This window comes from Terrabacter sp. BE26, from assembly GCF_041941675.1.
Taxonomy (GTDB): domain Bacteria; phylum Actinomycetota; class Actinomycetes; order Actinomycetales; family Dermatophilaceae; genus Terrabacter.
Genome location: NZ_CP090122.1, coordinates 1,579,827 through 1,606,641, shown reverse-complemented (window position 1 = coordinate 1,606,641; position 26,815 = coordinate 1,579,827). Strand labels below are relative to the sequence as shown.

Here is a 26,815-nt window from a genome sequence, read left to right as displayed (position 1 = left end):
GGCGCATACGCTCCGGTCCATGACCGGGGACGACGCTGCCGTCGAGGCGCTGCGCGCGCTCATCCGCATCCCGACGGTGTCGCACTGGGAGCCGGAGCGCGAGGACCGGGCGGCGTTCGAGTCGCTGCTGGCGGAGCTGCGCGCTCGGTTCCCGCAGCTGCACGAGGCTTGCGAGGTCGAGCGCATCGCGGGGGACGCGCTGCTCGTGCGGTGGCCGGGGCGCTCCCGCCAGGCCCCGGTCGTGCTCATGGCGCACCTCGACGTCGTGCCCGTCGGCGACCCTGCGGCCTGGACGCGGCCGCCCTTCGGGGGCGACCTCGTCGACGGGCACGTCTGGGGCCGTGGAGCGCTCGACTGCAAGGGCTCCCTCGTCGCCACCTGCCAGGCCGTCGAGGACCTCATCGGCGAGGGCGTGGCCCCGGGCCGGGACGTGTGGCTCTCCTTCGGCTGCAACGAGGAGGTGTCGGGCGGCGCCGCCGTCGACGCAGTCAAGATCCTGCGCGAGCGCGGGGTCGAGCCGTGGTTCGTCCTCGACGAGGGCGGCGCGATCGTGCGCGGCGTGCTACCCGGCGTCGACGCACCGATCGCCGTGGTCGGCGTGTCGGAGAAGGGCACCGTCGACGTCGAGCTCGTCGCCCGCGGCGACGGCGGGCACGCCTCCGCGCCACGGCGGATGGGCGCGACGAGCCGGCTGGCCCGCGCCATCCTGCGCCTCGAGCGCAGGCCGTTCCCCAGCCACCTGCCGGACGCCACCGTCGACATGCTCGAACGAGCCGGCGCCCACGCCCGTATGCCGTATGCCGCGGTCTTCGGTCACGCCCGCCGCCTCCGCCCGCTGCTGTCGCGGGTGCTGCCGCGCCTCGGCCACGAGACCGCGGCCCTGGCGCGCACCACCGTCGCCGTCACCCAGCTGACCGGCTCTCCCGGGGCGAACGTCATCGCCGCGACGGCGCGGGCCCACGTCAACATGCGGGTCATGGTGGGGGAGACGGTCTCCGGGGCGCTCGAGCGGCTCCGCCGCACCATCGACGACCGGCACGTCGAGGTCGTGCTGGTCAGCGGCGACGAGCCGAGCCCGGTGTCGCCGACGGACGACACGGCATACGCCCTCCTGGAGGCGACGCTCGAGGAGGTCTTCCCGGGCACGGTGGCCGTCCCGTACGTCATGCTCGCGGCGACGGACTCGCGCCACTTCCACCGGGTGTGGCCACGCGTCTACCGCTTCACCCCGTTCCGGATGACCGACGCCCAGCGCGCGGCCATCCACGGAGTCGACGAGCGCATCGGCGTCGACGACCTCAGCGACGGCGTGCGGTGGTACCGCCGGCTCCTCGAACAGCTCTGACCCATCGAAATGCTTGAAAGAGAACGGGACTCCATGGCCGACCGCACAGCCCTGTCCGACGCGGCACGCGCAGCTGCCCGGACCCCCATCGCCAAGGTGGTCGGCTTCCTCATCTGCGTCGAGCTCGCGAGCGGTGTGCTGCAGGGCTACTACACGCCACTCTTCAGCGACATCGCGCGGCACCTGTCGATCCGGGACGCCGACGTCAACTGGTTCGAGGCGGCGCAGCTGATCGTGTCGGCGCTCGTCGTGCCCCTTCTCGCGCGGCTCGGCGACCTCGTCGGGCACCGGAAGGTGCTGCTGCTGTCGACGGTCGTCACGGCGGTCGCGTCGTGGGGAGTCGCGTTCGCGCCGAGCTTCGGGCTCTTCCTCGTCGCGTGGGCCGTCCAGGGCTTCTACGTGGTGTGGCTGCCGATGGAGGTCGCGATCATCCACCGGCGCACCGGGGGCGACGAGCGCCGCGTGCGCGGTGCGGCGGGGCTGCTCGTCGCGGGCTTGGAGGTCGGCGTCATCGCCGGCGCCCTCACGAGTGGTGCGCTGGCCGAGTCTCTCGGCATGACAGGGCTGCTCGCGCTGCCGGCCGTCGTGACGACGCTGGCCCTCGTCGCGATCTGGTTCGGCGTCGAGGAGTCACCGGTGCTCGCCGGCGGATCGGTGGACTGGAACGGCTTCCGGCTCGTCACCCTGGCGCTGGGGCTCGTCATGGGCGGCCTGGTCATGCTGCGGGTGCTGGGGCCGGCCAGCCCGTGGCCGTGGGTCGTCGTGGCCGCGGGAGCGGTCGCCTTCGTGCCGTTCGCCCGCGCCGAGCTGGCTCATCCGGAACCGCTCGTCGACCTGCGCGTCCTGCGGGCGCGTGCGCAGTGGCCGGTGCAGGCGACGGCCTTCCTCTTCGGTGTGTCGGTGCTCGGCGCCCAGATCCCGCTGTCCACCTTCGCGCGGACCGACCCCGGCGTGACCGGCTACGGGCTCGGGGCGTCGGCGGCGCGGGTGTCGGTCATCATCGGCGGCTACGTGCTGTCGCTGGCCGTCGGGGCGCTGCTGCTCCACCTGCTCGCCGACCGGGTGGGCACCCGGGTGGCGATGGTCGTGGCGGCCGTGCTCGTCGGCATCGGCTACCTGCTCTTCCTGCCGTTCCACGACACGCTCGCCCAGACGCTGACCAACATGGTGGTCGCCGGCCTCGGGTCGGGTGCCCTCGTGGCGGGACTGCCCGCCGCGGCTGCGGCGCAGGCGCCACCCACGCACACGGGGCTCACCACCGGGATGACGAACACGACCAAGACGATCGGCGGTGCGTTCGCATCCAGCGTCTTCGCGATCGCCCTGGCCTCGACCGGCACCGTCGACGCCGAGGCCACGGCGCACGCGTCGCTCTCGGGCTACCTCGCCGTGTGGGCGATCTGCGGGATCACCGCCCTCGTCGCCGCGGTCTTCCTCGCAGTGGTCCGTCCGGTGGCGTCGTCGAGCGTCGCCGCCTGAGCCGACTCCCCTCGGAGCCGGAGTGGGCAGGGCCAACCTGTCCCTGCGCCATGTCTCTCCAGCCGGACTCGCCAGTCGTGTCCCTTCAGCCGCGTCCTTCCAGTCGTGGGGAGGCGGCCAGCTGGGCGCGGTCGGCGGCTGACCGGCCGGAGTGCCAGCCCTCGGCGTCGCGCGGCAGGCTGGCCCTGGTCCGGCGAACGTGCGGGAACCACATGGCCATGGCCTCGTCGACCTGCTCGGCGCGGGCCGCCAGGATCGGCACCAGCTCGCGTCCGTTCGAGTGGGCGGCAGCCGCCTGCGCCTCCTCGCGCGCTCTTGCCTCCTGCAGCCGCTCACCGATGCGGTGGGCGAACGCCGCGAGGAACGACTGGCGGAAGGAACGGGTGCGGCTGCCGCCGTAGACGTCGGTGCGGGAGCCTGCCGCGGCGAGAGTGCGGTTCGCCTGCACGAGCAGCGAGGTGAAGAGCAGCTCGACCGTGTCGAGGTCGGTCTCGAAACCGACGACGGTGGCGAAGCCCAGCTCACGCGACCAGACGGTCCGACACCGGTTGGCCGACGCCACCGCCTGCAGCAGCGAGGCCTTCTGGCCCTCGTAGGGGTTGTCGATGCCGATGCGCCTGCCCATCGCCTCTCCGCGGGCTGGGCGGTCGGTGCCCCGGGCGAGGAGAGCGGCGTCGATGCTGTGCCGGGCCATGAGGGCCTGCGCACCCGCGGTGAACGTCGCGGCCTCCGCCTCGAAGGTCGTCGACTCCGCCTTGGCGAGGAGCATCCGGACCCGGCTGAGGATGCGCTCGTCGGGGACCCGGGCGTCTCCCGCCTCGTCGCGCGGAGCCGGTGCGGCAGCACGGGCCTCACCGGGTAGCGGGGTCAGTCGTTCGAGCTCCGGAAGCCGGGTGACTAGGTGGAGCACCGGGACGACCTGTGACACGAGAGTGAACCAGTCGGTGCCAGCGGCCCGCCGGTCGTCGATCCAGCTGGTCGACGGCGGCAGGGTGCGCCCGTCGGCAAGCTCACGCAGCTGCGCCAGCCAGGAGGGATCGACGGACGCGGGAGCGTACTGCGCGAGCTCGTGACGCATGGCGTCGACGGCCACCGACTGCTCCGGGGCGCCGAGCCGTCGGCCCACCAGGCGGTGGACGTCCGCAGGTTGCCAGCCGAGCTGCCAGGCCCGCGTCGTCGCCGAGACCATCGAGCCGAGCAGCGTCAGCACCACCGGGCGCCGGGTGGTCGACGCGTCGCACAGGGCGGCGACGGAGGCCGTCACCGAGTCGAGGCGGTGCTCGTCAGGCTCGTCGAGGGCGTCGAATGCCTCGCCGAGGAGGTCGAAGAGCCTGCCCCGCAGGTCAGCGTCCGACGGCGGGGCGCCGAAAGCGGTCCCGGGCCGCGGGTCGCACGAGTCGTGTCGAGCGCGCTGGCGCCCTGTGCGACGTGCCTTGCCCATGCGTCCTCCTCAGGTCGAGCCCCATGCTGTCACCCGGCGCACGTCCCTCACCCGTCGAGGGCGAGCCGGTGGATGGACGGCTCGCGTCCAGGGGGGATGTGGACGGCGGGTGCGGTCGGCGAAAAACACTGGTGCGGCTCGAGCCGGCGCGTCATCCTTGGACCGCACGGGATGGGCAAGCAGCCGCGGTGGCGTGCCACTGGCGGTCCTGCGCATCGGACCCGTCCTCGGGTGCAGCGCTCTGTACAAGCGCCCACTCCAGGTAACGGTGCCCAGCACCAGAGGTTCAAATCCTCAGGGTGTCGTCGACCGTGGGCCATCCGTGCGCCGCCCTGCGGACAGGACCGCCCGGTCCGCGTCCCCGCGGCGCGCGCTCCACGGCCGGCGGCACCCGCTTCCTCCAGTGCGACCGCTTCACCAGCCCGGCCCGCTCCACCCGCTCAGCTCGCTCTTGCCACCAACCAGGCGCCAAAGGAGGTTGCCCGAATGTCCCTGATGCAGTTCACCATCCAGCCGCGTCACTGCGCGCTGCGCTACCGTCACGGCGCCTTCGAGCAGGTGCTGCCAGCCGGGCGGCACCGTCGTCGGCTGGGCCAGCGCCTCGTGGTCGTCGACCTGCGCGAGCGGCTGACGCAGGTGGCGCCCCAGGAGGTCCTGACCTCCGACGGCGTCTCGGTGCGCGTGTCGTCGGTCGTCCGCTGGTCGGTCGGTGACCCCGTCGCGTTCGCCGAGGTCTCCGAGGACCCAGTGGCCTCGACGTACCTCGCCGCCCAGGTGGCGCTCCGTGACGCGCTCGCGACGCTGACCGCGGACGACGTGGTCAGCCGCGGCAGGGCGCTGCCGATGGCGACCATCACGGCTGCGACCGCGGAGGTCGCACGTCGTGTCGGCGTCGAGGTGGCTGAGGTCGTCGTCAAGGACGTCATCGTCCCGGTCGAGCTGCGTGCTGCTGCCGCCGAGCTGGCGACTGCGCGTCGTCGCGGTGAGGCCCAGCTGGAGGCGGCACGTGCCGAGACCGCAGCCCTTCGCTCCCTCGCCAACGGGGCCAAGCTGCTCGACGCGCACCCGGCCCTGGCGCGGCTGCGGCTCGTGCAGGCCGCGCCGGCGGGCACGCGCATCGTCCTCGGTCTGTCAGACACGCTCGCCCCCGGCGAGGACGACCAGCCCTGAGCCTGCGTTCGAGGTGGTCCAGCTTCCATGGGACCACCTCGAACCGGCTGGTCAGAAGGGCGGCAGCTCGCCCTGGCCCGGGGTCACCCGCAGGTCGGACTCGTTGATGCGCACGTCGTTGATGCTGGCCTCGCGGCGGCGCATGTAGCCGAGGTCGTCGAACTCCCACTGCTCGTTGCCGTAGGACCGCCACCACTGCCCGTCGGCGTCGCGCGACTCGTACTGGAAGCGCACTGCGATGCGGTTGCCGGAGAAGGCCCAGAGGTTCTTGCGCAGGCGGTAGTCGCGTTCGCGTTGCCACTTGCGGGTGAGGAACTCGACGACGGCCTCCCGGCCGACGAGGTGCTCGTCACGGTTCCGCCACTGGGTGTCCTCGGCGTAGGCGCCGGCGACTCGTTGCGGGTCGCGGGTGTTCCAGGCGTCCTCGGCGGCCTGGACCTTCTGGCGTGCGGTCTCCTCGGTGAACGGTGGCAGGGGAGGTCGTGGGTCCATGTCGGCTCCTCCGTTCAGGGCGGCGCGGGCTGTCGCGACAGCGGCGACCTACAGGTTCCCACGCGTGTGGGGTCGAGGCGCGGGCTTCGCGGGCGACCGGCTGGTCTGCGGGTGCTAGAACGGGGGAGGGTCGGCTGGGTCTGGTGGTGGCGCAAGCCCTTCACGCCAGTCCTTCGGACGGGTGAGGTAGGCCCGGCCGGTGAGTGTGGTCCACTCGAGGGCTCCGCCGGCGAGGGGGCCGTCAGAGCTCGTGACCGCCCTCGAGCTCCAGATGCGCTCGGTCTTGAGGTTGTGGTGGAGCCGATGTTTGCTGAAGAGATTGCCCACTGCGGTCTCACCGGAGGGCCAGGGAGTCTCGTGGTCGACGTCGCAGCGGGTGGCGAGCACCTCGCAGCCAGGTCCGCGACAGACGCCGTCGACTGCCTGTACGTGCGCGACGATCGCCCGGGTGGGGCGGTAGGCCTTGGTCGGGCTGGAGAAGGCGTGCCCTGTCCGGACGTCGACCGGCAGGGTGCGCCACACCGACCCCGGCCGGCTGATGATCTCGCGGGCATGGGCGGCGGTGACCCACCCGTGGCCGGGCAGTTCGCAGGACGCATCCGATGCACCGACGGCCACCTCGAAGGGCACCACCAGCCACACGAGGGCAGCCGGCCGGCCAGCGGCACTGCCGTCAGCAGGTGGATGGGCGGGTGGATCACCCGGCGTGCCTGGCGCGGATCCGCTGGACGCCGAGCTGGCGGCGGGCCCGTCGCTCGTCCCGCTCCGCGTCGGGCCGCTGTCGGAGTGGCCTCGCTCGGCGCTCGCGCCAGCGGGCTGCTGCGCGGCCAGGTGGCTCAGGAGCAGAGCCTCGGTCGCCAGGTCGCAGCGGAGCTGGTCCAGGGTGCGCACGTCACCGGCGCCGCGGGCCGCGCGGGCCTGGTCGTCGAGGCGGTCCATGACGGCAGCGACCGCATCGGCATCGGTGACCAGCGTCAGGCAGCCCATGCCGTCGCCGGTCAGCCGGCCGAACACCCCTCGGCGCGACCGTGCACGTGTGTGCCGTTCGTCGGCGCCGCGGCCGTCGACGGACGCGATCGCCCGCCGCAGCCGGGTGATGAACGTCCTCTGGGGCAGTGGCTGTCCATCACGCGACGGTGCGAGCACGGCCTCCGCCACGAGCGCGACGTCGGCATCCGACAGGGCGGCCGTCTCGGAGCTGACCTGCAGCGCCCGGTGCAACGAGGTCGTCCCCGCCCGCAGCGCCGCCAGGATCGCCCCGTGCCGGCGGGCTGCGGTGGCGAGAGAGAGCCGGCGAGCCACCTCTCCCACACCGACCCCGGTGGCCAAGGCGATCTCCTCGCCGACGACCCGTGCGCTGGAGACCCTCCCGGTCATCCGTGACGGCGAGCCGGCGGGAAGAGCAGTGATCTGCTGCTCCTCGATCGTGTGCAACGCGGCGTAGGCCGAGAGCAGGTCGGCCTCGAGCCGGGCCTTGGCCGCCTCCAGCGACTCGATGTCGGCCAGCACCCGCTCGCCTGCCCGCGCCAGGCCCTCCAACGCCTCCGCCGCTCGACGCCGTTCCGCGGCCTGACCTTGCTCCGCCGCCTGCGACCGCAGCTCGAGGAGCCGCGCCCGAAGGTGCTCGAGGGAGCGCCCGCGCTCCGCCGCGTCCCCTGACCACGCGATACGGATGACGTCGAGATGGGGTCGGCGCGGCGTCGATGTACGGCATGACCATCCTCCTTCCCGTGGGTTTCCTGTCACTCAATTAGAACACATGTTCGAACAAGACGGAAGGGGTGGAAGAGGCCTGTGGACAACGAAAACAATTGTGCCGCAAAGTGTTCCGTCTGCCAGTCGGAGGCGGGCGGGTGCGTCGTCATCTGGTTGTCGCCGCAGGGCCCTAGTGTCAGGCCATGGCGCGGACGAGGATGACCGTCACTGGCACGCCGGTCGGCGACGTCGACCTGGCGGTCGTCACCCCGCTGGGTACGCGCCGGACAGACCCGCTCCCGCTGCTGCTGGCGCACGACGGCCCCGAGTACTCCCGGCGAGCGCATCTGCTCTCCGTGCTGCGGCGGGCCACCAGCGATGGCAGGGTCGCGCCGACCCGCGTCGTCCTGCTCGAGCCCGGCCCGCGCAACGAGCGGTATGCCGCCAATCCCGAATGGGCGCAGGCGCTCACCCAGCATGTGCTCCCGGCGGTGCGGACGGCATACGCGAGCGACGGGAAGCCCGCTCTGATGGGCGCCAGCCTCGGCGCACTCGCCTCGCTCCAGGCGGAGTGGCTCCACCCGGGCACGTTCGGCGCGCTGTTCCTGCAGTCGGGCTCCTTCTTCCGCAAGCGGGTCGACGAGGAGGAGGACTTCGAGTTCTGGCACCGCGTCACGACGTTCGTGACGAACGTCAGGCGCGTCAGGAAGCGCCGCACCGAGGCGCGCGTGGTGATGACGTGTGGCGCCGACGAGGGCAACCTGGTCAACAACCGCCAGATGGCCCAGGCCCTCTCGGACAGCGGCCACGACGTGGCGCTCGCCGAGGTGCCGGGTGGGCACGACTGGCGCTCGTGGCGGGCGGCGTTCTCGCCGCACCTGTTCGACTCGCTGGCCCCGGAAACCCCGCGCTGAGCGAGCGACAGTGCCCCTCTTGCTGCAAGGATCGCAGTCGAGCACCCCACTCCCGACGGCAGGAGCTGCACGATGACCGACACCGCCTGGCAGCAAGAGCTGCCGGACTCGTCCGCCGCCACCACCTCCCCCGAGCACGCGCCCTCGGACAGGACCCACCTGGTCGGGCTCCTGCTCGGCGCCGAGGAGGACTGGCCCACTGCGTTCGAGGCGCTGCTGACGCTCGTCGGGCCCATCACGACCGACGACGGTGTCACCCACCACCTCCGCAGCGAGCGGCTCACCATCGAGCCGTTCGACCTGCGCCAGCCGGTGCGCACCGAGCTCGTCATCGACCGCCTCGCCTACTGGTACTACCACCCGCGCGAATGGCTCAAGAAGGCCGCGCTGATGAACGACACGTACCTGCTCAACAGCCCGTTCACCTTCCAGTCGATGGAGAAGCACAGCGCCTACGTCGCCCTGATGCGCCTCGGGCTCAAGGTCCCCGAGACGTGGCTCGTGCCCTACAAGAACCCCGTCGACAACGTCCGCTGGGCCTACACGTCGACGAAGTACAACCGGCCCTTCGACCTCAAGGCCATCGCCAACCAGCTCGGCTACCCGATGTACATGAAGCCCTTCGACGGAGGTGGCTGGCGCGGCGTCTCGCGCATCGACGACGAGCGCGACCTCGTCAAGGCCTACGACGAGTCCGGCGAGATGCTCATGCACCTGCAGGCCACCGTCGAGTACGACCACTTCGCCCGGGCCCTCTCGATCGGCCCCGAGACCATGGTCATGGACTTCCGCCCCGAGCAGCCGATGCACAACCGGTATGCCGTCAGCCACGACTTCCTGACGCCGTCCGCGGGCCGGCAGGCCGCCGCCATCAGCCGCATCGTCAACGCGATGTTCGGCTGGGAGTTCAACTCCTGCGAGATGCTCGTCAAGGGCGACGACGTCTATCCGATCGACTACGCCAACGCCTGCCCCGACGTCGCCGTCACATCACTGCACTACTACTTCCCCTGGGCCATCAAGGCGCTCGTGCGCTGGTCGGCCTACTGCCTCGTCACCGGCCGGCGTGGGCCCATGGACCTCGAGATGCGCCGCTACTTCGACGTCGCCGACCGGGAGGACCTGGACGACGACGAGAAGCTCGAGGCCTACCTCGCGATCGCCGACGAGTACTTCGAGACGGCCGACTACTGGCCGTGGTGCGAGCGGCACCTGCCGCACCTCGACGCCGCCGTGCTCGAGTGGGTGCAGTCCGACGCCTTCGCCAACCTGCTGCGTTCGACAGTGGTCACGACCTACCCGGCGCACGAGCGGGACAGGTTCATGGCGCACTTCGGCGGGCTCATCGGCCTGTGGGTCGAGGACGAGAAGGGGCGGCTCGGCCTCGAATAGGTCGAGCGACCAGATCGAGCCACTCGGCCTCGATCGGCTCTTCGCCCCGAGTGGGACGGGGCTCAGCCGCCGCCCTTGCCACCGATGCCCGCCACCAGGTTGATGGTCGACGCGATGACGATGGTGCCGTAGAGGTAGGCCAGCAGGCAGTGTCCGAGGATGACCCGGCGCACGTCAGGCGAACGAACCGCCGTGTCGGAGACCTGGTAGGCCATCCCGAGGTTGAACGAGAAGTACGTGAAGTCGCTGAAGGCCGGGTCCTCCTCCATGTTGAAGTCGATCGGAGCCCTGCCGTCTGTGCGGGTCGCGTAGTAGAGGCGCGCGTAGCGCAGCACGTAGACGGTGTGGACGCAGACCCACCCGACGGCGACGACGAGCACCCCGACGAGCGACTCCACGACCTGGGTCGTGCCCTTCGACTGGCTGCCGATGAGCAGGATGGAGACACCGGCCAGGCTGGAGAGCCCGACGATGATGATGACGAAGTCGTACCAGGCCGCATCGCCGTCGCGCCCACGCACGTGCTCCTGCGTGGACGCCGCATCCTGCCGCCGGATGTGGAGGAGCAGCGGCACGGCGAAGGCGAGTCCCCCGACCACGAAGCCGGCGAGGGGGTGGGTCAGCGAGTGCGCCCGGCCCAGCGGGAGGAAGATCCCCGCCAGGGTCCCCAGGAGCGCGGCCACGGCGAGGCGGCTGCGGATGAGGTGCACCAGCGCACACTATCGCCGGGACGGTGCGGCGGGCTGGGTGTCGACTGGGAGAGTCCTGGTGTTCGGCTGGGCCGCGGGCCGGGGTATGTCACCGGTTGGTCGAGCTCGACGGCCGCCCCCCTCACGCCACGAGCCCTAGGATCCGTTCATGTCCGACACCCCCAGCGCCCGGCGCTCCCTCTCCGTCGTCTACAACCCCCTGCGGGTCGACGACCTCGACGCCGCCAAGGCGATCGTCGCCAGGGCCTGCGAGGAGAGCGGGTGGGCCGACCCCGTCTGGATCGAGACCACCGCCGAGGAGACCGGCGAGAAGCAGGCCCGCGAGGCCGTCGAGGCCGGGGCCGACGTCGTCGCCTCGCTCGGCGGCGACGGGACGGTGCGCGCCGTGGCGTCGGCCCTGGTGGGCACCGACGTCGCCCTCGGCCTGCTTCCGGGTGGCACGGGCAACCTGCTCGCCCGCAACCTCGACCTCCCGGTGGGCCGGCTGGACGACGCCGTGCGCGCCGTGGTGCAGGGCCGCGACCGGCGCATCGACGTCGGTGTCGTCCGGCTCTGTGACGACCTGCCGGAGCCTGAGTCGAGCCGGGCCACCAAGCAGAGCCCCCCGAAGGTGGCCGACGACGAGGAGATCTTCCTCGTCATGACCGGCCTGGGCCTGGACGGCGAGATCATGGCCGACACCGACGAGAAGCTCAAGGAGAAGGTCGGCTGGGTCGCCTACATCGCGGCGGCCGCCAAGAAGCTGTCGGGCCGCGGCTTCCCCGTGGAGGTGAAGACCGGCGGTGGCGAAGGTGTCGTCGGCGCCCCGCGCGAGTCGGTGTCCCGCACCGCCCGTGGCGTCGTCGTCGGCAACTGCGGCACGCTGCAGGGCGGGGTCGAGCTCATGCCCGAAGCGGTCGTGGACGACGGCCAGCTCGACGCGGTGGTGCTCGCTCCGCACGGCGGGCTCGGCTGGCTCTCCGTGGTCACCGACATCGTGACGCGGCACCGGGCCGGACACCGGCGGCTGGACCGCCTCGTCGCCCCGGACCTCACGATCGTCGCTCCTCACCCCGTCGAGGCCGAGATCGACGGCGACGCGGTGGGCCGGCACCGGGCGCTCGACATCCGGGTCCTGCCCCAGTCGCTGGTGGTGCGCGTTGAGTGAGGGGACCGCCGTCGCGGAACGCACGCGGCCGGCCGGGCGGGCCCGCAGGCTCCTCAAGAGCGTCGCCTACGGCCTCGTCTTCGCCGTGCCGCTGACGGCGCTCGCCTTCGTCGTGCGCGAGAAGTTCTCGCCTGTCGTCGACCTCGACCAGCGCCTCATCGTCGCCGCGACGGACCTGACCCGCGCCAACCCCGGGCTCAAGGGCTTCCTGGTCTTCTGGCAGGAGCTCACCCAGCCGTGGAGGCTCTACATCCTCTCCTCGGTGGTCATCCTCGTGGTCTGGCGGCGTCACCGCGAGCTCGCGACGCGCTGCCTCTGGGCGTTCGTGACACTGATGGTCTCGTGGAACCTCCAGCTCGACATCAAGCAGGTCGTCCAGCGCGCTCGGCCGGTCGTCGGCGACCCGGTCTCCCACGCCCCCGGCTACAGCTTCCCGTCCGGGCACGTCGCGTGCGCGGCAGCCATCGCGTCCACCATGACGATCTTCCTCTGGCCCCTGCTCTCGACGACGGGGCGCCGCGTGCTCGTGGCCGGCCTGACGGCATACGTCGTCGTGACGAGCCTCGACCGCGTGCTGCTCGGCGTGCACTTCCCGTCCGACGTCGTCGGCGGCCTCATCTTCGGGGTGGGACTGGCCACGGCCTCCTACGCCGGATACCTCGGGTGGAACCCCGGCCCGGACGACTCCCCTCCGCCGGAGGGCGAGGTCGGGCCCGAGTCATCGAAAGGCACCACGTGAACCACACCTTCGTGCACCGTTACGAGATCGACTCGTCGCGACCCACGGTCGGCTCCGCCCTGCGGGACCTCGCCGTGCGCGCGCTGGCGCCCGCGCTCGTGCTCTTCGCCGCGATCGTCGGCGTCGGCTTCCTCATCATGGGACCCCTCGGCGGCCTGCCCGCCGAGAACAACCTGAGCAGGTCCGTCGCCTCCGGCCGCACCAGCCTGATGAACTCGGTCACCATGGTGTGGTCTCACATCGGCAACACCGAGATCGTCATCGGCGTCTGCGTCGTGGCCGTGGCCCTGATCTGGTGGCGCACCAAGCAGTGGTGGTATGCCGTCGTCCCGGCCATCGCGATCGCCCTCCAGGCGAGCGTGTTCGTCGCGGCCACCACCATCGCCGACCGGCCGCGCCCCACGGTCAAGCACCTCGACCCGGCGCCGCCCACCTCGAGCTACCCCAGCGGGCACATGGGTGCCGCGACGGCGCTCTACCTGACCTTCGCCCTGATGGCCCAGCGCATCGAGACGGCCTGGCTGCGACGGCTCGTCACCGCCGTGTGCGTGATCGTGCCGCTGCTCGTCGGCTACGCCCGGCTCTACCGCGGCATGCACCACCTGCTGGACATCCTCGTCGGGCTGGTCAACGGCGTCGTCTGCGCGCTGCTGGCGTGGAACTACCTGCGGCGCCGCACCAGCGGCGACCGCGTGACCGGTGCGGTACGTCAGGCCGTGTCGCGCTGACGCTCCTCCCCTTCATGACGGCGACGGCCGGGAACCCTGCGGGTTCCCGGCCGTCGGCGTGTGCGGCGAGCAGCGTGCGCTGCCCGTCAGCGTCAGACGTGAGCGTCAGACGTCGGCGTGGCGGGCGCGGCCGAAGCTGTAGACGCCGAAGGCGATGAGACCGAGGGCGACGAGAGCGAGCAGCACGGGACCGCCGGGGGCGCCGAGGAGGTTGCGCAGGGCCCCGTCGAGGCCGCGAGCCTCGCTCGGCTTGTGGCGCACGGCGGCCAGGACGAAGAGGCCGCCGACGATGGCGAGGGCGATGCCCTTGGCGACGTAGCCGACGCGACCGGCCTTGACGATCCACTCGCCGGGGTGGGTCTCGAGGTCCTGGAGGAACTTCTTCCTCCATCCCTTGACGACGTGGTAGACCCCGACACCGATGATGGCCAGGCCGACGGCGGCCACCAGCCACTGGCCCGCGGGCTGCTTCATGAGGCTCGCCGTGAAGTCGGTCGTCTGGCTCTTGCTCGAGGTCCCCCGGCCGCTCGCGAACTTGAACGCCGTCCACGACAGGACGAGGTAGACGACCGCCTTCGCTGCCGCCTTGAGGCGGTCGCTCGTCTGCCATCCACCGGAGATCGCCTCGGTGACCTGCCACAGCGCGAGACCCAGCCAGGCGATGACGGCGACCCAGAGCACCACCTGCCCGAAGCCGTTGTCGGCCATCGAGCCCAGGGCCCCCGACTGGTCGGCGCTCGTGCCCTTCGAGCCGAAGGCCAGCCGCAGGGCGATGACCCCGATGACGATGTGGAGCACTCCGTTGACGGCGAAACCGACCCGTGCCGCGGTCTCGAGAGCTGGGTGGTCGCCGGCGCGCCGTGAGGCGGACCTGACGTCAGTGGCGTTCATGCGCGCGATCCTGTCAGCTGGAGGGGTTAGCCACTGGGGAACATACCCGCGCCGGGACCTGAATCGGCGCGTCAGGCGCGCCCTCGTCGCGCGGCCCTCACACGAGGTGCAGGTGGCGGCGGCGACGGTCGACGCGGGTCCGTCGGCGAGGGGCGGGCAGCGCTGTCACCTGCGCCGGGGCCGGCGGGTCGAGGTGCCGGCGGCGCGCGAGCTCGGCCCCGCGCTGGAGGTCGGCCTCGCGTGCGGCGACGAGGGCGCTGACGATGTGGGGAGAGAGCATGGTCGGGATCCTTCGAGGTCGCTGTGGTGCTGACCTCTCCAGCGTCGTTCTGAGGTGGCCCCGCCCACATCGGGAGGATGACGTATGCCGTGTCGCCCGCTACCTCAGATCGGCTCGGTGCACGGCCCGACGTCTCAGGGCAGGTCGAGGACCCGTCGGATCTCGGGCCAGGCGCGCTCGCCGAGGGCGCGGTCTGCTGCCTCGGTGCCGCCGCGGGCCATGTGCTGTCCGCCTGACGCGACCGGCTCGCCGGGAAGGATGACGCGGTGCCCAGCCTCCGGATGCGTGACCAGGGTCGTCGGCAGGTCGAGGGAGCGTCGTCGGGCCTGAACGGCCCGCGCGAACGTGACCGACGGCCAGACCTTGTCGTCACCGCCCGCGACGAGGAGCACGTCGCCGAAGAAGCGCTCGACGGGGATGGTCGCCGCCGCCACCCGCCCCGCGTGGGTGCGCAGCGCCTGCGCGTAGACGGGAGCGTATGCGGGAGGGTCGCCGGGTGCCTCCGCGTCGTCGTCGTAGGGGACGAAGGGCACCGGCTGACCGCCCCGGCTCCACGACGAGTGCTGAGGACGCAGCTCGCCGTCCGGGCCCGGACCGACGTTGGCCCAGGCGACGTGACTGGGGGCGAGCGCGACGACGGCGTCCACGGCGGGATCGTCGGCGGCATACAGCAGGAAGGCCTCGGCCGACTTGGAGACGCCCAGCAGCACGACCCGGTCGCAGTGCTCCGCCAGCGACGCGACGGCGGGGGCGAAGGACTCGAGTGAGTGCTCCCAGATGCCGGCCGGCTGACCTTCGCCACCGAACCAGCGGTACGTCAGCGCGGCGGACACACTGGCCGATGCCAGCAGCCGGGCCCGCTCGCGCTCCACGCGCCCGCTCGACCCGGAGAGGACCAGCACTCCGGTGCCGTTGCCGCCACGCTCGGGCTCGACGAGCACGCCGTCGTGCGCCCAGGGCGTCTCACGCAGTCCCACGCTCACCCACCGAGCCGCTCGAAGCCGGTGACCGTGAGGACGGCGGCTCCGGCCTCGTCGCTGGCGGCGAGGTCGACGACGGCGGTGATGCCCCAGTCTCGGTCGCCGTCGGGGTCGAGCACGACCTGGCGCAGGCGCCACTCGGCGGCCGTGCGCTCGACCTGCAGCAGCGCAGGCGACCGCGCCTCCTGGTCGGTCGCGATGGAGTCGTGGTCGTCGTAGTAGGCGCCCAGCGCCTCGTTCCACGCCTCGGCGTCCATGAGCACCTTCTGCGGCGGCTCGGTCAGCTCGGCGACCCGGGCCTCGAGCTCGCCGAGGGCCTCCCACTGGTCGCGGGCCGCGAGCTCGACGCGGTGGAACATCGCGTTGCGCACCATGACGGTGAAGGCGCGCTCGTTGGCGGTGATGGGTCGGGCCGGGGGAGCGACGTCGGCCTGGTGGGCCAGTGCTTCGGAGGGGTTGACGAGGTCCTCCCACTCGTCGAGCAGGCTCGAGTCGGTCTGGCGCACCAGCTCGCCGAGCCACTCGATGACGTCCTCGAGCTCCTCGGTGCGGTGGCCCTCGGGGATGGTGTGGCGCAGCGCCCGGTAGGCGTCGGTGAGGTAGCGCAGCACCAGCCCCTCCGAACGGGACAGGCCGTAGTACGACACGAACTCGTTGAACGTCATGCCGCGCTCGTACATCTCGCGCACCACCGACTTGGGCGAGAGAGCGTCCTGCGAGATCCAGGGGTGGGTCTGCCGGTAGGCCGTGAGGGTGACCTCGAGCAGGTCGGCGAGCGGCTTGGGCCAGGTGACCTCCTCGAGCCGCTCCATCCGTTCCTCGTACTCGACACCGTCGAGCTTCATCGCCGCCACGGCCTCGCCGCGCGCCTTGAACTCCTGCGCCCACAGCACCTGGCGGGGGTCCTCGAGGATCGCCTCGATGACCGAGACGAGGTCGCGGGCGTAGGTGTCCGACTCGGGGTCGAGGGTGTCCATCACCGCCAGCGCGAAGGGGGCGAGCGGCTGGTTGAGGGCGAAGTCGCGCTGCAGGTCGATGGTCAGGGCGTGACGGCGACCGGAGGCCTCGGCCGTGGGCAGCCGCTCGACGACCCCGGAGGTCATCAGCTCCTTGGCCAGCACCAGGGCGTGCCGCTGCAGGCGCCGCTGGTCCTTGGCCTCGTGGTGGTTGTCCGAGAGCAGCCGGGCCGCGTGGGCCACCGGGTTGCCCTCCCTCGCCAGGAGGTTGACGAGCATCGAGTGCGAGACCCTGAGGCGTGGCTGGAGCGGCTCGGGCTCGGCGGCGATGAGCCGCTCGAACGTCTCCTCCGACCAGCTCACGAAGCCGTCGGGGGCCTTCTTGCGCTGCACCTTGCGCTGCTTCTTCGGGTCATCACCCGCCTTCTCGACGGCCCGGAGGTTCTCGATGACGTGCTCCGGCGCCTGCGCGACGACCCAGCCGCGCGCGTCAAAGCCGGCCCGGCCGGCCCGGCCGACGATCTGGTGGAACTCGCGCGCCTTGAGCGTGCGCTGCCTCGTCCCGTCGAACTTCGTCAGCCCGGTGAGCAGCACGGTGCGGATCGGCACGTTGATGCCGACGCCGAGAGTGTCGGTGCCGCAGATGACCTTGAGCAGGCCGTCCTGCGCGAGCTGCTCGACGAGGCGGCGGTACTTCGGCAGCATCCCGGCGTGGTGCACGCCGATGCCGTGCCGGACCAGGCGCGACAGGGTGCGACCGAAGCCGGCGCCGAAACGGAAGCCCCCGATGCGCGCGGCGATGGCCTCGCGCTCCTCGCGGGTCGTGATCTTGACGCCCATCAGGCTCTGCGCCCGCTCGAGCGCGGCCGCCTGTGTGAAGTGGACGACGTAGACGGGCGCGCGGTCCTTCTCGAGCAGCTCCTCGATGGTCTCGTGGAGGGGCGTGACGGCATACGAGAACTCGAGGGGGACGGGGCGCTCGGTGCCCGTGATGACGGCCGTGGAGCGGCCGGTGCGCCGCGTCAGGTCGTCGCGGAACATCGTGACGTCGCCGAGCGTGGCCGACATGAGGACGAACTGTGCCTGCGGCAGCTCGAGGATCGGCACCTGCCACGCCCAGCCGCGGTCGGGCTCGGAGTAGAAGTGGAACTCGTCCATGACGACGAGGCCCACGTCGGCAGAGCTGCCCTCGCGCAGCGCCAGGTTGGCGAGGATCTCGGCGGTGCAGCAGATGATCGGAGCGTCGGCGTTGACCGACGCGTCACCGGTCACCATCCCGACGTTGTCGGCGCCGAACTGCTCGCACAGGGCGAAGAACTTCTCCGAGACCAGCGCCTTGATCGGCGCCGTGTAGAAGCTGACGCGGTCGTCGGCGAGGGCCGTCAGGTGCGCGGCGGTGGCGACGAGCGACTTCCCCGAGCCCGTCGGGGTCGAGAGGATGAGGTTGCTGCCGCTCAGGATCTCGAGGAACGCCTCCTCCTGGTGCGGGTAGAGCGTGAGCCCCCGCTCGGCCGTCCACTCGGTGAAGACCTCGAAGAGGCCGTCGGGATCGGGGTCCCGCGGGATGCGCTCGGTGAGGTTCGTCGTCACCACGCGAGTATGCCGTCGCGTGCACCCGCGCGACGAACGCGCCGGGACCGTCGGGCGGACGGTCTCGAGCGGCGTGGCGTGTCGGGGGCAGGTCGGTCGTCATCCACCTGTGATCCTGGGTGCCTCGGTTGCCGGTGTCCCGGGTGTCCGAGTGGGTATGGCGATGATGGTGCGCCCTCGCGGCGCGCGCCAGCACAGCAGCGCAGTTTGGGTGTCGTCAGCACGGCCGAGAGGTTGCCAAGGTGGATCCGAAGAAGACGTTCTTGTCCTGGCCGGTGGTCCGGCAGTTCCGCTCCGGCGACTTCCTGGGCCGTGGTCCGGCCGTGACCTCCGCGCGCACCCGCGAGCTCACCCCCCGCACGGCGACGGCCGACAAGGTCGTCAAGAGCGTGTGCCCCTACTGCGCCGTCGGCTGCGGCCAGCGCGTCTTCGTCAAGGACGGCCACGTCGTCCAGATCGAGGGCGACCCCGACTCGCCGGTCTCCCGGGGACGCCTGTGCCCCAAGGGCTCCGCGAGCGAGCAGCTCGTCAACAACCCCGGACGCCAGCGCAAGGCGCTCTACCGCCGCCCCGGCGGCACCGACTGGGAGCCGATCGAGCTCTCCGAGGCCGTCGAGATGGTGGCGCAGCGCTTCGTCGAGTCCCGCCGCCGCACCTGGCAGGACCGGGACGAGCAGGGGCGGCCGCTGCGCCGCACCTTGGGCATCGCATCCCTCGGTGGCGCGACGCTCGACAACGAGGAGAACTACCTCATCAAGAAACTGTTCACCGCAGCCGGCGCCATACAGATCGAGAACCAGGCGCGTATTTGACACTCCTCCACGGTCCCCAGTCTGGGGTCCTCGTTCGGGCGCGGTGGCGCGACCCAGTACGTCCAGGATCTGTCCAACTCGGACTGCATCGTCATCCAGGGCTCCAACATGGCCGAGTGCCATCCGGTGGCCTTCCAGTGGGTGACCGAGGCGCGCCTCAAGGGCGCCCGGGTGATCCACGTCGACCCGCGCTTCACGCGTACGTCGGCGACCGCTGACAAGCACATCCCCATCCGCGCCGGCAGCGACGTGGTGCTGCTCGGTGCCCTCATCAAGTACATCCTCGACAACGAGCTGTACTTCAAGGAGTACGTCGTCGCGTACACCAATGCGGCCACCCTCGTCAGCGACAAGTTCCTGGACACCGAGGACCTCGACGGCCTCTTCTCGGGCTACGACGACGAGAAGGGCAGCTACTCGCCGGAGACGTGGGCGTACGCCAGCGCCGAGGGCGACGGCGACGCGACCGGCACCATCGGTGGACCTGCCGCGGGTCACGAGCACGGCCAGTCGGCCTCCGAGCGTTCGGCCGGTGACGAGCACGGGTCCGGTGGCCCGGCGCTCGAGCACCCCCGCGTGCTGCGCGACGAGACGCTGCAGGACCCGCGCACGGTGTTCCAGATCCTCAAGCGGCACTACTCCCGCTACACCCCCGAGATGGTGGCCGAGACGTGCGGCATCAGCGTCGACGACTTCCACTACCTCGCGAGGTCGGTGACCGAGAACAGCGGCCGCGACCGCACCACGGCGTTCGTCTACGCGGTGGGCTGGACCCAGCACACGCTCGGGGCGCAGTTCATCCGCACGTCCGCGATCGTGCAGCTGCTGCTCGGCAACATGGGTCGCCCCGGCGGCGGCATCATGGCGCTGCGCGGGCACGCGAGCATCCAGGGCTCGACCGACATCCCGACGCTCTACAACATCCTCCCCGGCTACCTCGCCATGCCGGTCGTCGGCCTGCACGACACGTGGGACGACTACCTCGGCGCGATCGGCAACAAGGAGCAGAAGGGCTTCTGGGCCAACGCCGACACGTATGCCGTCAGCCTGCTGAAGGCCTGGTGGGGCAAGGCGGCGACCGCTGAGAACGACTGGTGCTTCGACTACCTGCCGAAGCTGACGGGTGCGCACGGCACCTACCAGACCGTCATGGCCATGCTCGACGACCAGGTCGAGGGCTACTTCCTGCTCGGCCAGAACCCGGCCGTCGGGTCGGCCCACGGTCGTATGCAGCGCCAGGCCATGGCGCACCTCAAGTGGCTCGTCGTGCGCGACTTCAACATGATCGAGTCAGCCACCTTCTGGAAGGACGGGCCGGAGATCGCCACCGGTGAGCTCAGGACCGAGGAGATCCAGACGGAGGTCTTCTTCCTCCCGGCCGCGGCCCACACCGAGAAGAGCGGGTCGTTCACCCAGACCCAGCGCATGCTCCAGTGGCACCACCAGGCGGTCCAGCCACCGGGTGACTGCCAGAGCGAGCTGCAGTTCTTCTACGAGCTGGGACGCCGGGTCCGCGAGCTGTTGGCCGACTCCACCGACGAGCGGGACCGTCCGCTGCTCGACCTCACGTGGGACTACCCCACCGACGAGCACGGCGACCCCGACGCCGAGGCGGTCCTCGCCGAGATCAACGGTCGCCACCTGACCGGCGACAAGGCGGGCCAGCCCCTGTCGGCCTACACCGAGATGAAGGCCGACGGCTCCACCGACGGCGGCTGCTGGATCTACACCGGCGTCTACGCCGGCGGCGTCAACCACGCGGCCGACCGCAAGCCGGGCCGCGAGCAGGACCTCACCGCCCTCGACTGGGGCTGGGCCTGGCCCGCCAACCGTCGCATCCTCTACAACCGCGCCTCGGCCGACCCCGAGGGCAAGCCCTGGAGCGAGCGCAAGCGCTACATCTGGTGGGACGCCGAGCAGGGGAAGTGGACCGGCCACGACGTGCCGGACTTCGTGCCCGACAAGGCGCCGAACTACCGACCCGAACCGGGCACCGGTGGTCCGGACGGTCTGGCCGGGGACGACCCGTTCGTCATGCAGGCCGACGGCAAGGGCTGGCTGTTCACGCCGAAGGGCATGCTCGACGGACCGCTGCCGACGCACTACGAGCCGCAGGAGTCGCCCGTCGCCAACCCGCTCTACACCCAGCAGTCCAACCCGGCCCGCAAGGTGTTCCCGCGCAAGGACAACCTGTGGGCGCCCTCTGGGAACGCCCCCGGCTCCGACGTCTACCCGTACGTCTTCACCACCTACCGCCTCACCGAGCACCACACGGCCGGCGGCATGAGCCGGTGGCTGCCGTACCTCTCGGAGCTGCAGCCCGAGTTCTTCTGCGAGGTCTCCCCGGAGCTCGCGCAGGAGCGGGGTCTCGAGAACGGCGGGTGGGCCACGATCGTCTCGGCCCGCACCGCCATCGAGGCGCGCGTCATGGTGACCGAGCGGATGAAGCCGCTCACGATCCGGGGCCGCACCATCCACCAGGTCGGCCTGCCCTACCACTGGGGCGTCGGCAGCGACGCGGTGGTCAGCGGCGACGCGGCCAACGACCTGCTCGGTGTCGCCCTCGACCCCAACGTCCAGATCCAGGAGAGCAAGGCCGGCTCGTGCGACATCGTCCCCGGACGACGACCCACGGGGGAGGCGCTGCTGCGGCTCGTCTCCGAGTACCAGTCGCGCGCCGGCACCACCGTCATGACGAGCAACGAGCTGCGCACCGGACACCCCGAGTCGATCCCGACCGCGAGAGGAGAGCAGAGCTGATGGGCTTCTGGCGCAACCAGCTCTCCGGACCCTCCGACCCGGCGGCCGACGCCGGGTGGGACCGGCACGAGCCACGCAAGGGCTTCTTCACCGACACCTCCATCTGCATCGGCTGCAAGGCCTGCGAGGTGGCCTGCAAGGAGTGGAACGGGGTCCCCGAGGACGGCCTGGACCTGCTGAACCAGTCCTACGACAACACCGGGGCGCTCGGGGCGAGCACGTGGCGCCACGTCGCCTTCGTGGAGCAGTCGAGCGAGCGCATCGAGCAGGCCCGCGAGTCGGGCCGCAAGCTGGTCTCCCTCGGTATGCCGACGGTCCGCTCGAGCGACGAGCCGGCCCTCGCGGGGGCCGGTGGTGGGGGCGCCCCCACGGCGACCCTCACGGCTCCCGGTGACGTGCGTCCCGGCGCGGCGGCCGGGCCCGGACCCACCGACACCGCGGTGCCCGACGTGCGGTGGCTGATGGCCTCCGACGTGTGCAAGCACTGCACCCACGCGGCCTGCCTCGACGTGTGCCCGACCGGGTCGCTCTTCCGCACCGAGTTCGGCACCGTCGTCGTCCAGGACGACGTCTGCAACGGCTGCGGCTACTGCGTCGCCGCCTGCCCCTTCGGGGTCATCGAGCGCCGGCGCGGCGACGAGGGCCACGAGAAGGGCCACCAGTCGCACGGCATCACCATCAAGGGCGCGGGCACCGAGACCGGCGCCGGCGGCGACACGAGCCGCCACGCCAACCCGCCGTCGTACGCCTCGAGCAACGGCGAGGTCAAGAACGTCGGCATCGCCCAGAAGTGCACGCTCTGCTACGACCGGCTCGGCGCCGGCCAGACCCCCGCGTGCGCGCAGGCCTGCCCCACCACGTCGATCAAGTTCGGCGACCTCGACGAGCTGCACGACATCGCGCGGAAGCGCGTGGCGGAGCTGCACGAGCTCGGCTACCCGGAGGCTCGCCTCTACGGCGTCGACGACCGCGACGGGGTGGGCGGCACGGGCTCGACCTTCCTGCTCCTCGACGAGCCGGAGGTCTACGGCCTGCCGCCGGACCCCAGGGTCACCACCGCCGACCTGCCCGACATGTTCAAGAAGGCCGGCTTCGCGGGCCTGACGATGCTCGCCATGGCCGCCGCCTCGTTCGTCGGGAGGCGAAAGTGACCACCAACCCGCTCGACGCCGACCGGCCCCCCGAGCTCCCGCGCCGGAAGCGGAAGAACGGCGACCCGTCGCCGAACGGCGGGAGGCGCCGCCGCGACGAGTCGATGATGGTGCCCGACGTCACCTTCGACAGCTACTACGGCCGCCACATCGTCAAGCCGGCGCCGTGGGAGAAAGAGGTGGCGGCATACCTCTTCCTCGGCGGCCTCGCCGGCGGTTCCGCGCTGCTGGCGGCCGGCGGCGCCGCCCTCGGCCTGCCGGCCCTGCGCCGGGCCGGGCGCATCACGGCCGTCGCCACTGCCGCCCTCGGCGGCGCCGCGCTCGCGAAGGACCTCGGCCGTCCCAGCCGCGCCCTGAACATGATGCGCACCGTCAAGCTGACCTCGCCCATGTCGGTCGGCTCGTGGATCCTCACCGCATTCGGTACGTTCGCCTCGGGGGCGCTCGCCTCCGAGGTCGCCCGCCCGATGCTCGACAAGCGGGGCGGGGCGAGCGGCTCCGGCGGGTCGGCGGTCACCCTCGCCAGCAAGGCGCTCAACGTGCTCGACCCGTCACTGACGGTCGGCTCCGCGTTCTTCGCGCCCCCGCTCGCCGCATACACCGCGGTGCTGCTAGCCGACACCGCGACGCCCACCTGGCACGAGTCCTACCGCGAGCTGCCGTTCGTCTTCGTCAGCTCGGCCAACCTCGCCGCGGCGGGGATGGCGCTCGTCACGGTCCCGTCCAGCCAGAACGGCCCGGCCCGCAAGCTGGCCGCGGTCAGTGCGGTGTCCGAGCTGGTCGCCTTCGAGCGCATGCAGGACAAGCTCGGCCCGCTGCTGTCCGAACCGCTGCGCACGGGCAAGGCCGGGCGCCTGCTCAAGGCCAGCCGTGCGCTCACGGTCGGCGGGGCCCTCGGCGCCGTCACGCTCGGGCACCACCGCGTCGCCGCCGCGCTCAGCGGAGCGGCCCTGATGGCCGCCTCCGTGTGCACCCGCTTCGGGGTCTTCGAGGCCGGCATGACCTCCGCCATCGACCCCAAGTACACCGTCGAGCCGCAGCGCGAGCGCCTGGAGAAGCGGCGCGCTGCCGGCATCGTCGACGACTCGATCACGACGGCGCGATGACGCGTCGTCGAACCAGGGCGAGAGCCCGGACGAAGGGGAAGGCCTCATGAGCACCAGTGCGGTACGGAACGACAGCACCGCCTCGGCGGTCCCCAACCGGTGGCTCATCCTCGTGGCCGGTGTGCTCGTGCAGCTGGCCATCGGGGCCGTCTACGCGTGGAGCGTCTTCGCCAAGGCCATCCAGAGCCACGACGCGTTCGGTTGGTCCAAGGCCCAGGCGTCCGTGCCGTTCGAGGTCGCCATCGGCATGATCTTCGTCGGCAGCTACATCGGCGGCCGCATCCAGGACCGCCGCGGCCCGCGGACCGTCGCCCTCACCGGCGGCATCATCTACAGCATCGGCGTGATCCTGGCGTCGTTCGCGAACAAGGACCAGTTCTGGCTGCTGATCCTCGGCTACGGCGTGCTCGGCGGGTTCGGCCTCGGCATGGCCTACATCGTGCCGATCGCCATGCTGCAGAAGTGGTTCCCCGACAAGCCGGGCCTGATCACCGGCATCGCGGTGGCCGGCTTCGGCTTCGGGGCCGTCATCACCGCCCCCCTCGGCCAGGCCCTGATCCGCAACGACCCGTCGATGCCGACGAAGGCATTCCTGCCGCTCGGCATCGGCTACCTCGTCGCGGTCGTCATCGGCGCCAGCCTCTTCCGCAACCCGCCGGCCGGCTACCTCCCGCCGGGCATGGCGGCGCCGGCCGCCGACCACGGCGGCGACGTGCACACCAAGGACCGGGTTCCCGACGCCGACTTCACGGCCGAGGAGGCCCTGCGCACGCCCCAGTGGTACCTCCTGACCGCCATCCTCACCCTGAGCGTCACGGCCGGCATCTCCCTGATCTCCGTCGCCGCTGGCAGCGCCAGCGACGTGGCCGGCTACTCCGCCGCGGCGGCTGCCAGCCTCGTCGGCGTGCTCGGCCTCTTCAACGGCGGCGGCCGCATCCTCTGGGGCTGGCTCTCCGACCGCATCGGGAAGATGCCCGCGTTCATGGGGATCCTCGGCATCCAGGGCATCTGCCTGCTGCTCATCCCGCACGTCGCGTCACCGCTGCTCTTCGCCGTCCTCGCCGCCCTGGTCTACACCTGCTACGGCGGCGCCTTCGGCACGATGCCCTCGACGGCCGGCCGCTTCTTCGGCGTGCGCAACGCGGGCGCGATCTACGGCCTGATGCTGATCGGCTGGAGCATCGGCGGCATCGTCGGCCCGCTGCTCATCTCCTCGCTCATCGGCGAGCAGAAGGCCTACACGCTCGGCTTCACCGTGGTGGGCATCATCGCCCTCGTCGGCATGGCCCTGCCGATGCTGACGAAGAAGCCTGCTCCGAGGGCCACCACCGGTGCCGGAGCCGCCTCCGACCCACGCGCCGCGGGGGCCACGCGTCCCTGACGCCGCTGGTCCTGCTCAGCCGCTCGCCCGAGTCACTCCCGCACGTCGGCGGCCCCCTGGGCGAGCGGCAGACCGGCGGCCACCCAGGCCTCGGCACCACCGATCACGTCGGTGGCGTCGATGCCGAGCCGTCTCAGCGACGCGGCGGCCAGCGAGCTGCTGTAGCCCTGGCGGCAGACGACGATGACCCGCAGCCCCGGCCGCGCGGCCTCCGGGATCCGGTGGGCCCCCGCAGGGTCGAGTCGCCACTCGAGCACCGTCCGGTCGATGACGACCGCGCCCGGCAGGTCGCCCTGCCGAGCCCGCTGCGTCTCGGTCCGGGTGTCGACGATCAGCGCCCCGCGGCTCTGCTCCTCGCGGGCCTGCTGCGGGGTGAGCCGGTGCAGCTGCGCCCGGGCCGACGCGAGCATCGCCTCGAGCCGGCTCCCGCGGTGGGCGCCGCCGGTTCCCGCCGCGCCCGGCTGCGAGTCGGTCATCTCACCCTGATGGCGTGCCCGGCGCGCGGGACCAGCTCCCCGATGACGATGCCTCCCGGGACCTCGCCCGCCACGAGAAGGCCCCCGCTCGTCTGCGCGTCGGCGAGCAGCAGCAGCTCGTCCAGGTCGACGGAGGCGTCGAGGTGCGGGCGCACCCAGTCGAGGTTGCGCCGGCTGCCCCCGGGCACGAAGCCGTCGGCCAGCGAGCTCCGGGCCCCGTCGAGGTAGGGCACGGCGGCGGCGTCGACGACGGCCGTCACGTTCGAGGCCCGGGCGAGCTTGTAGAGGTGGCCGAGCAGCCCGAAGCCGGTCACGTCGGTGGCTGCCTGCACGCCGGCCGCGAGCGCCTCGCGGCTCGCCACGTCGTTCAGCTCGACCATCGAGGCTACGGCCTCCGGGAAGGTCTCGCCCGTCGCCTTGTGGCGGTTGTTGAGGACGCCCACACCGAGCGGCTTGGTGAGGCTGAGCGGCAGCCCTGCGCGGCCGGCGTCGTTGCGCAGCAGGCGGTCAGGGTCGGCGACGCCGGTCACGGCCATGCCGTACTTCGGCTCGGGGTCGTCGATGCTGTGGCCCCCCGCCACCGGGCAGCCCGCGAGGCGGGCGACGTCGAGGCCGCCCCGCAGCACCTCGGCGGCCAGCTCGGGCGGCAGGACGTCGCGGGGCCAGCCGAGCAGGTTGACGGCGAGGACGGGGCGGCCGCCCATCGCGTAGATGTCGGACAGGGCGTTGGCCGCCGCGATGCGACCCCAGTCGTACGCGTCGTCGACCACGGGCGTGAAGAAGTCGGCCGTCGCCAGCACCGCGAGTCCGTCGGAGATCCGGACGGCCGCGGCGTCGTCGCCGTCGTCGAGCCCCACGAGCAGGTCGGCCTGCGGGATGCCCGTCAGCCCCCGCACCATGTCCTCGAGCTCACCCGGGGGGATCTTGCACGCACAGCCGCCACCGTGCGCGTACTGCGTCAGCCGGGTCTTCGCGGTGGGGGACGAGTTCATGACGAGACTGTATGCCGCCGTGGTGCGCTGACCGGGCTCGGGTGGCTGGTGGGTACGGTGGGGCGTGGAGGTGTCTGGGCACCTGGTGGTCCCCCCGGTCTTCAAAACCGGTGAGGCCGAGCATCTCGGCCTGGCGGGTTCGATTCCCGTCCACCTCCGCCATGCTTGCCGTGCTGACCGGGGACCGG

Annotated in this window: 21 protein-coding genes, 1 tRNA gene and 1 pseudogene; 13 read left to right on the top strand and 10 right to left on the bottom strand. The window is 71.8% G+C overall.

All coding sequences use genetic code 11. From position 1 onward, the window contains the following. The first annotated feature begins 19 nt into the window (after positions 1 to 19). Both LQK93_RS07495 and LQK93_RS07490 read left to right on the top strand, forming a co-directional pair. Positions 20 to 1,345, top strand: coding sequence for a M20/M25/M40 family metallo-hydrolase (locus LQK93_RS07495; RefSeq protein ID WP_374970915.1), 1,326 nt, complete (start codon positions 20 to 22; stop codon positions 1,343 to 1,345). 33 nt (positions 1,346 to 1,378) lie between these two features. After that, on the top strand, positions 1,379 to 2,824 hold the full coding sequence (locus LQK93_RS07490) for an MFS transporter (protein WP_374970914.1): 1,446 nt from the start codon (positions 1,379 to 1,381) through the stop codon (positions 2,822 to 2,824). 85 nt (positions 2,825 to 2,909) lie between these two features. Here the strand turns inward: LQK93_RS07490 and LQK93_RS07485 are convergent, their stop codons facing one another. Next, positions 2,910 to 4,265: a DUF2786 domain-containing protein gene (locus LQK93_RS07485; protein ID WP_374970913.1), complete on the bottom strand. Its 1,356-nt coding sequence runs from the start codon at positions 4,263 to 4,265 to the stop codon at positions 2,910 to 2,912. A 486-nt stretch (positions 4,266 to 4,751) separates the two neighbouring features. On the opposite strand from LQK93_RS07485, the gene LQK93_RS07480 reads away from it, so the two are divergent. After that, a complete protein-coding gene (locus LQK93_RS07480) occupies positions 4,752 to 5,435 on the top strand; it encodes an SPFH domain-containing protein (RefSeq protein WP_374970912.1) in 684 nt (227 codons plus the stop codon). 51 nt (positions 5,436 to 5,486) lie between these two features. Here LQK93_RS07480 and LQK93_RS07475 read toward each other — a convergent pair whose 3' ends face one another. Both LQK93_RS07475 and LQK93_RS07470 read right to left on the bottom strand, forming a co-directional pair. Beyond that, positions 5,487 to 5,927, bottom strand: a complete 441-nt coding sequence (locus LQK93_RS07475; RefSeq protein ID WP_374970911.1) for a nuclear transport factor 2 family protein — start codon at positions 5,925 to 5,927, stop codon at positions 5,487 to 5,489. 114 nt (positions 5,928 to 6,041) lie between these two features. Beyond that, positions 6,042 to 7,436: an HNH endonuclease gene (locus LQK93_RS07470; protein ID WP_374970910.1), complete on the bottom strand. Its 1,395-nt coding sequence runs from the start codon at positions 7,434 to 7,436 to the stop codon at positions 6,042 to 6,044. 389 nt (positions 7,437 to 7,825) lie between these two features. Between LQK93_RS07470 and LQK93_RS07465 the strand changes: the two genes are divergently transcribed. Together LQK93_RS07465 and LQK93_RS07460 are read left to right on the top strand one after the other, a co-directional pair. Further along, a complete protein-coding gene (locus LQK93_RS07465; protein ID WP_374970909.1) occupies positions 7,826 to 8,536 on the top strand; it encodes an alpha/beta hydrolase in 711 nt (236 codons plus the stop codon). A gap of 72 nt (positions 8,537 to 8,608) precedes the next feature. After that, the gene (locus LQK93_RS07460; RefSeq protein WP_374970908.1) at positions 8,609 to 9,928 is read left to right on the top strand and encodes a RimK family alpha-L-glutamate ligase; all 1,320 of its coding nucleotides are present in this window, start codon (positions 8,609 to 8,611) and stop codon (positions 9,926 to 9,928) included. Positions 9,929 to 9,990: 62 nt separating this feature from the next. On the opposite strand, the gene LQK93_RS07455 is transcribed toward LQK93_RS07460, so the two are convergent. Next, on the bottom strand, positions 9,991 to 10,638 hold the full coding sequence (locus tag LQK93_RS07455; protein ID WP_374970907.1) for a DUF1345 domain-containing protein: 648 nt from the start codon (positions 10,636 to 10,638) through the stop codon (positions 9,991 to 9,993). 148 nt (positions 10,639 to 10,786) lie between these two features. Between LQK93_RS07455 and LQK93_RS07450 the strand changes: the two genes are divergently transcribed. Genes LQK93_RS07450 through LQK93_RS07440 form a run of 3 tightly spaced genes read left to right on the top strand, consistent with a single transcriptional unit; the run spans position 10,787 to position 13,252 of the window. After that, positions 10,787 to 11,785, top strand: coding sequence for a diacylglycerol/lipid kinase family protein (locus tag LQK93_RS07450; RefSeq protein ID WP_374970906.1), 999 nt, complete (start codon positions 10,787 to 10,789; stop codon positions 11,783 to 11,785). Beyond that, the gene (locus LQK93_RS07445; protein WP_374970905.1) at positions 11,778 to 12,524 is read left to right on the top strand and encodes a phosphatase PAP2 family protein; all 747 of its coding nucleotides are present in this window, start codon (positions 11,778 to 11,780) and stop codon (positions 12,522 to 12,524) included. Before LQK93_RS07450 ends, LQK93_RS07445 begins: the two co-directional genes overlap by 8 nt. After that, positions 12,521 to 13,252: a phosphatase PAP2 family protein gene (locus tag LQK93_RS07440; RefSeq protein WP_374970904.1), complete on the top strand. Its 732-nt coding sequence runs from the start codon at positions 12,521 to 12,523 to the stop codon at positions 13,250 to 13,252. Before LQK93_RS07445 ends, LQK93_RS07440 begins: the two co-directional genes overlap by 4 nt. Positions 13,253 to 13,357: 105 nt before the next feature. Here the strand turns inward: LQK93_RS07440 and LQK93_RS07435 are convergent, their stop codons facing one another. From LQK93_RS07435 to LQK93_RS07420, 4 genes are all read right to left on the bottom strand, one after another. Then, positions 13,358 to 14,143, bottom strand: coding sequence for a DUF1206 domain-containing protein (locus LQK93_RS07435; RefSeq protein ID WP_374970903.1), 786 nt, complete (start codon positions 14,141 to 14,143; stop codon positions 13,358 to 13,360). 97 nt (positions 14,144 to 14,240) lie between these two features. Further along, positions 14,241 to 14,423 carry a hypothetical protein gene (locus tag LQK93_RS07430; RefSeq protein WP_374970902.1) on the bottom strand — a complete coding sequence of 61 codons (183 nt, stop codon included), beginning with the start codon at positions 14,421 to 14,423 and terminating at the stop codon, positions 14,241 to 14,243. Positions 14,424 to 14,557: 134 nt separating this feature from the next. Continuing rightward, entirely contained in the window at positions 14,558 to 15,406 is an 849-nt protein-coding gene (locus LQK93_RS07425) for an acyl-CoA thioester hydrolase/BAAT C-terminal domain-containing protein (protein ID WP_374970901.1), read from the bottom strand. Next, a complete protein-coding gene (locus LQK93_RS07420) occupies positions 15,403 to 17,952 on the bottom strand; it encodes a DEAD/DEAH box helicase (protein ID WP_374970900.1) in 2,550 nt (849 codons plus the stop codon). Before LQK93_RS07420 ends, LQK93_RS07425 begins: the two co-directional genes overlap by 4 nt. 239 nt (positions 17,953 to 18,191) lie before the next feature. Here LQK93_RS07420 and fdh point away from each other — a divergent pair, with 239 nt between their 5' ends. From fdh to LQK93_RS07400, 4 genes are read left to right on the top strand one after another with little or no spacing between them, the layout of a single operon-like run. Further along, the gene (gene fdh, locus LQK93_RS07415) at positions 18,192 to 21,521 is read left to right on the top strand and encodes a formate dehydrogenase (RefSeq protein WP_374970899.1); all 3,330 of its coding nucleotides are present in this window, start codon (positions 18,192 to 18,194) and stop codon (positions 21,519 to 21,521) included. Continuing rightward, entirely contained in the window at positions 21,521 to 22,672 is a 1,152-nt protein-coding gene (locus LQK93_RS07410; RefSeq protein WP_374970898.1) for a 4Fe-4S dicluster domain-containing protein, read from the top strand. The genes fdh and LQK93_RS07410 overlap by 1 nt, the downstream gene beginning before the upstream one ends. Beyond that, complete coding sequence (gene nrfD / locus LQK93_RS07405) at positions 22,669 to 23,778, top strand: NrfD/PsrC family molybdoenzyme membrane anchor subunit (RefSeq protein WP_374970897.1); 1,110 nt, start codon at positions 22,669 to 22,671, stop codon at positions 23,776 to 23,778. Before LQK93_RS07410 ends, nrfD begins: the two co-directional genes overlap by 4 nt. Positions 23,779 to 23,824: 46 nt before the next feature. Next, positions 23,825 to 25,159 carry an OFA family MFS transporter gene (locus tag LQK93_RS07400; protein ID WP_374970896.1) on the top strand — a complete coding sequence of 445 codons (1,335 nt, stop codon included), beginning with the start codon at positions 23,825 to 23,827 and terminating at the stop codon, positions 25,157 to 25,159. A 32-nt stretch (positions 25,160 to 25,191) separates the two neighbouring features. Here LQK93_RS07400 and LQK93_RS07395 read toward each other — a convergent pair whose 3' ends face one another. Together LQK93_RS07395 and selD are read right to left on the bottom strand one after the other, a co-directional pair. After that, on the bottom strand, positions 25,192 to 25,569 hold the full coding sequence (locus tag LQK93_RS07395; RefSeq protein WP_374971468.1) for a rhodanese-like domain-containing protein: 378 nt from the start codon (positions 25,567 to 25,569) through the stop codon (positions 25,192 to 25,194). A 30-nt stretch (positions 25,570 to 25,599) separates the two neighbouring features. Further along, a pseudogene (gene selD / locus LQK93_RS07390) lies at positions 25,600 to 26,627 on the bottom strand (selenide, water dikinase SelD); the annotation flags it as partial. 66 nt (positions 26,628 to 26,693) lie between these two features. Between selD and LQK93_RS07385 the strand changes: the two are divergent. Then, positions 26,694 to 26,789: transfer RNA gene (locus tag LQK93_RS07385), tRNA-Sec, on the top strand. Positions 26,790 to 26,815: the final 26 nt, after the last annotated feature.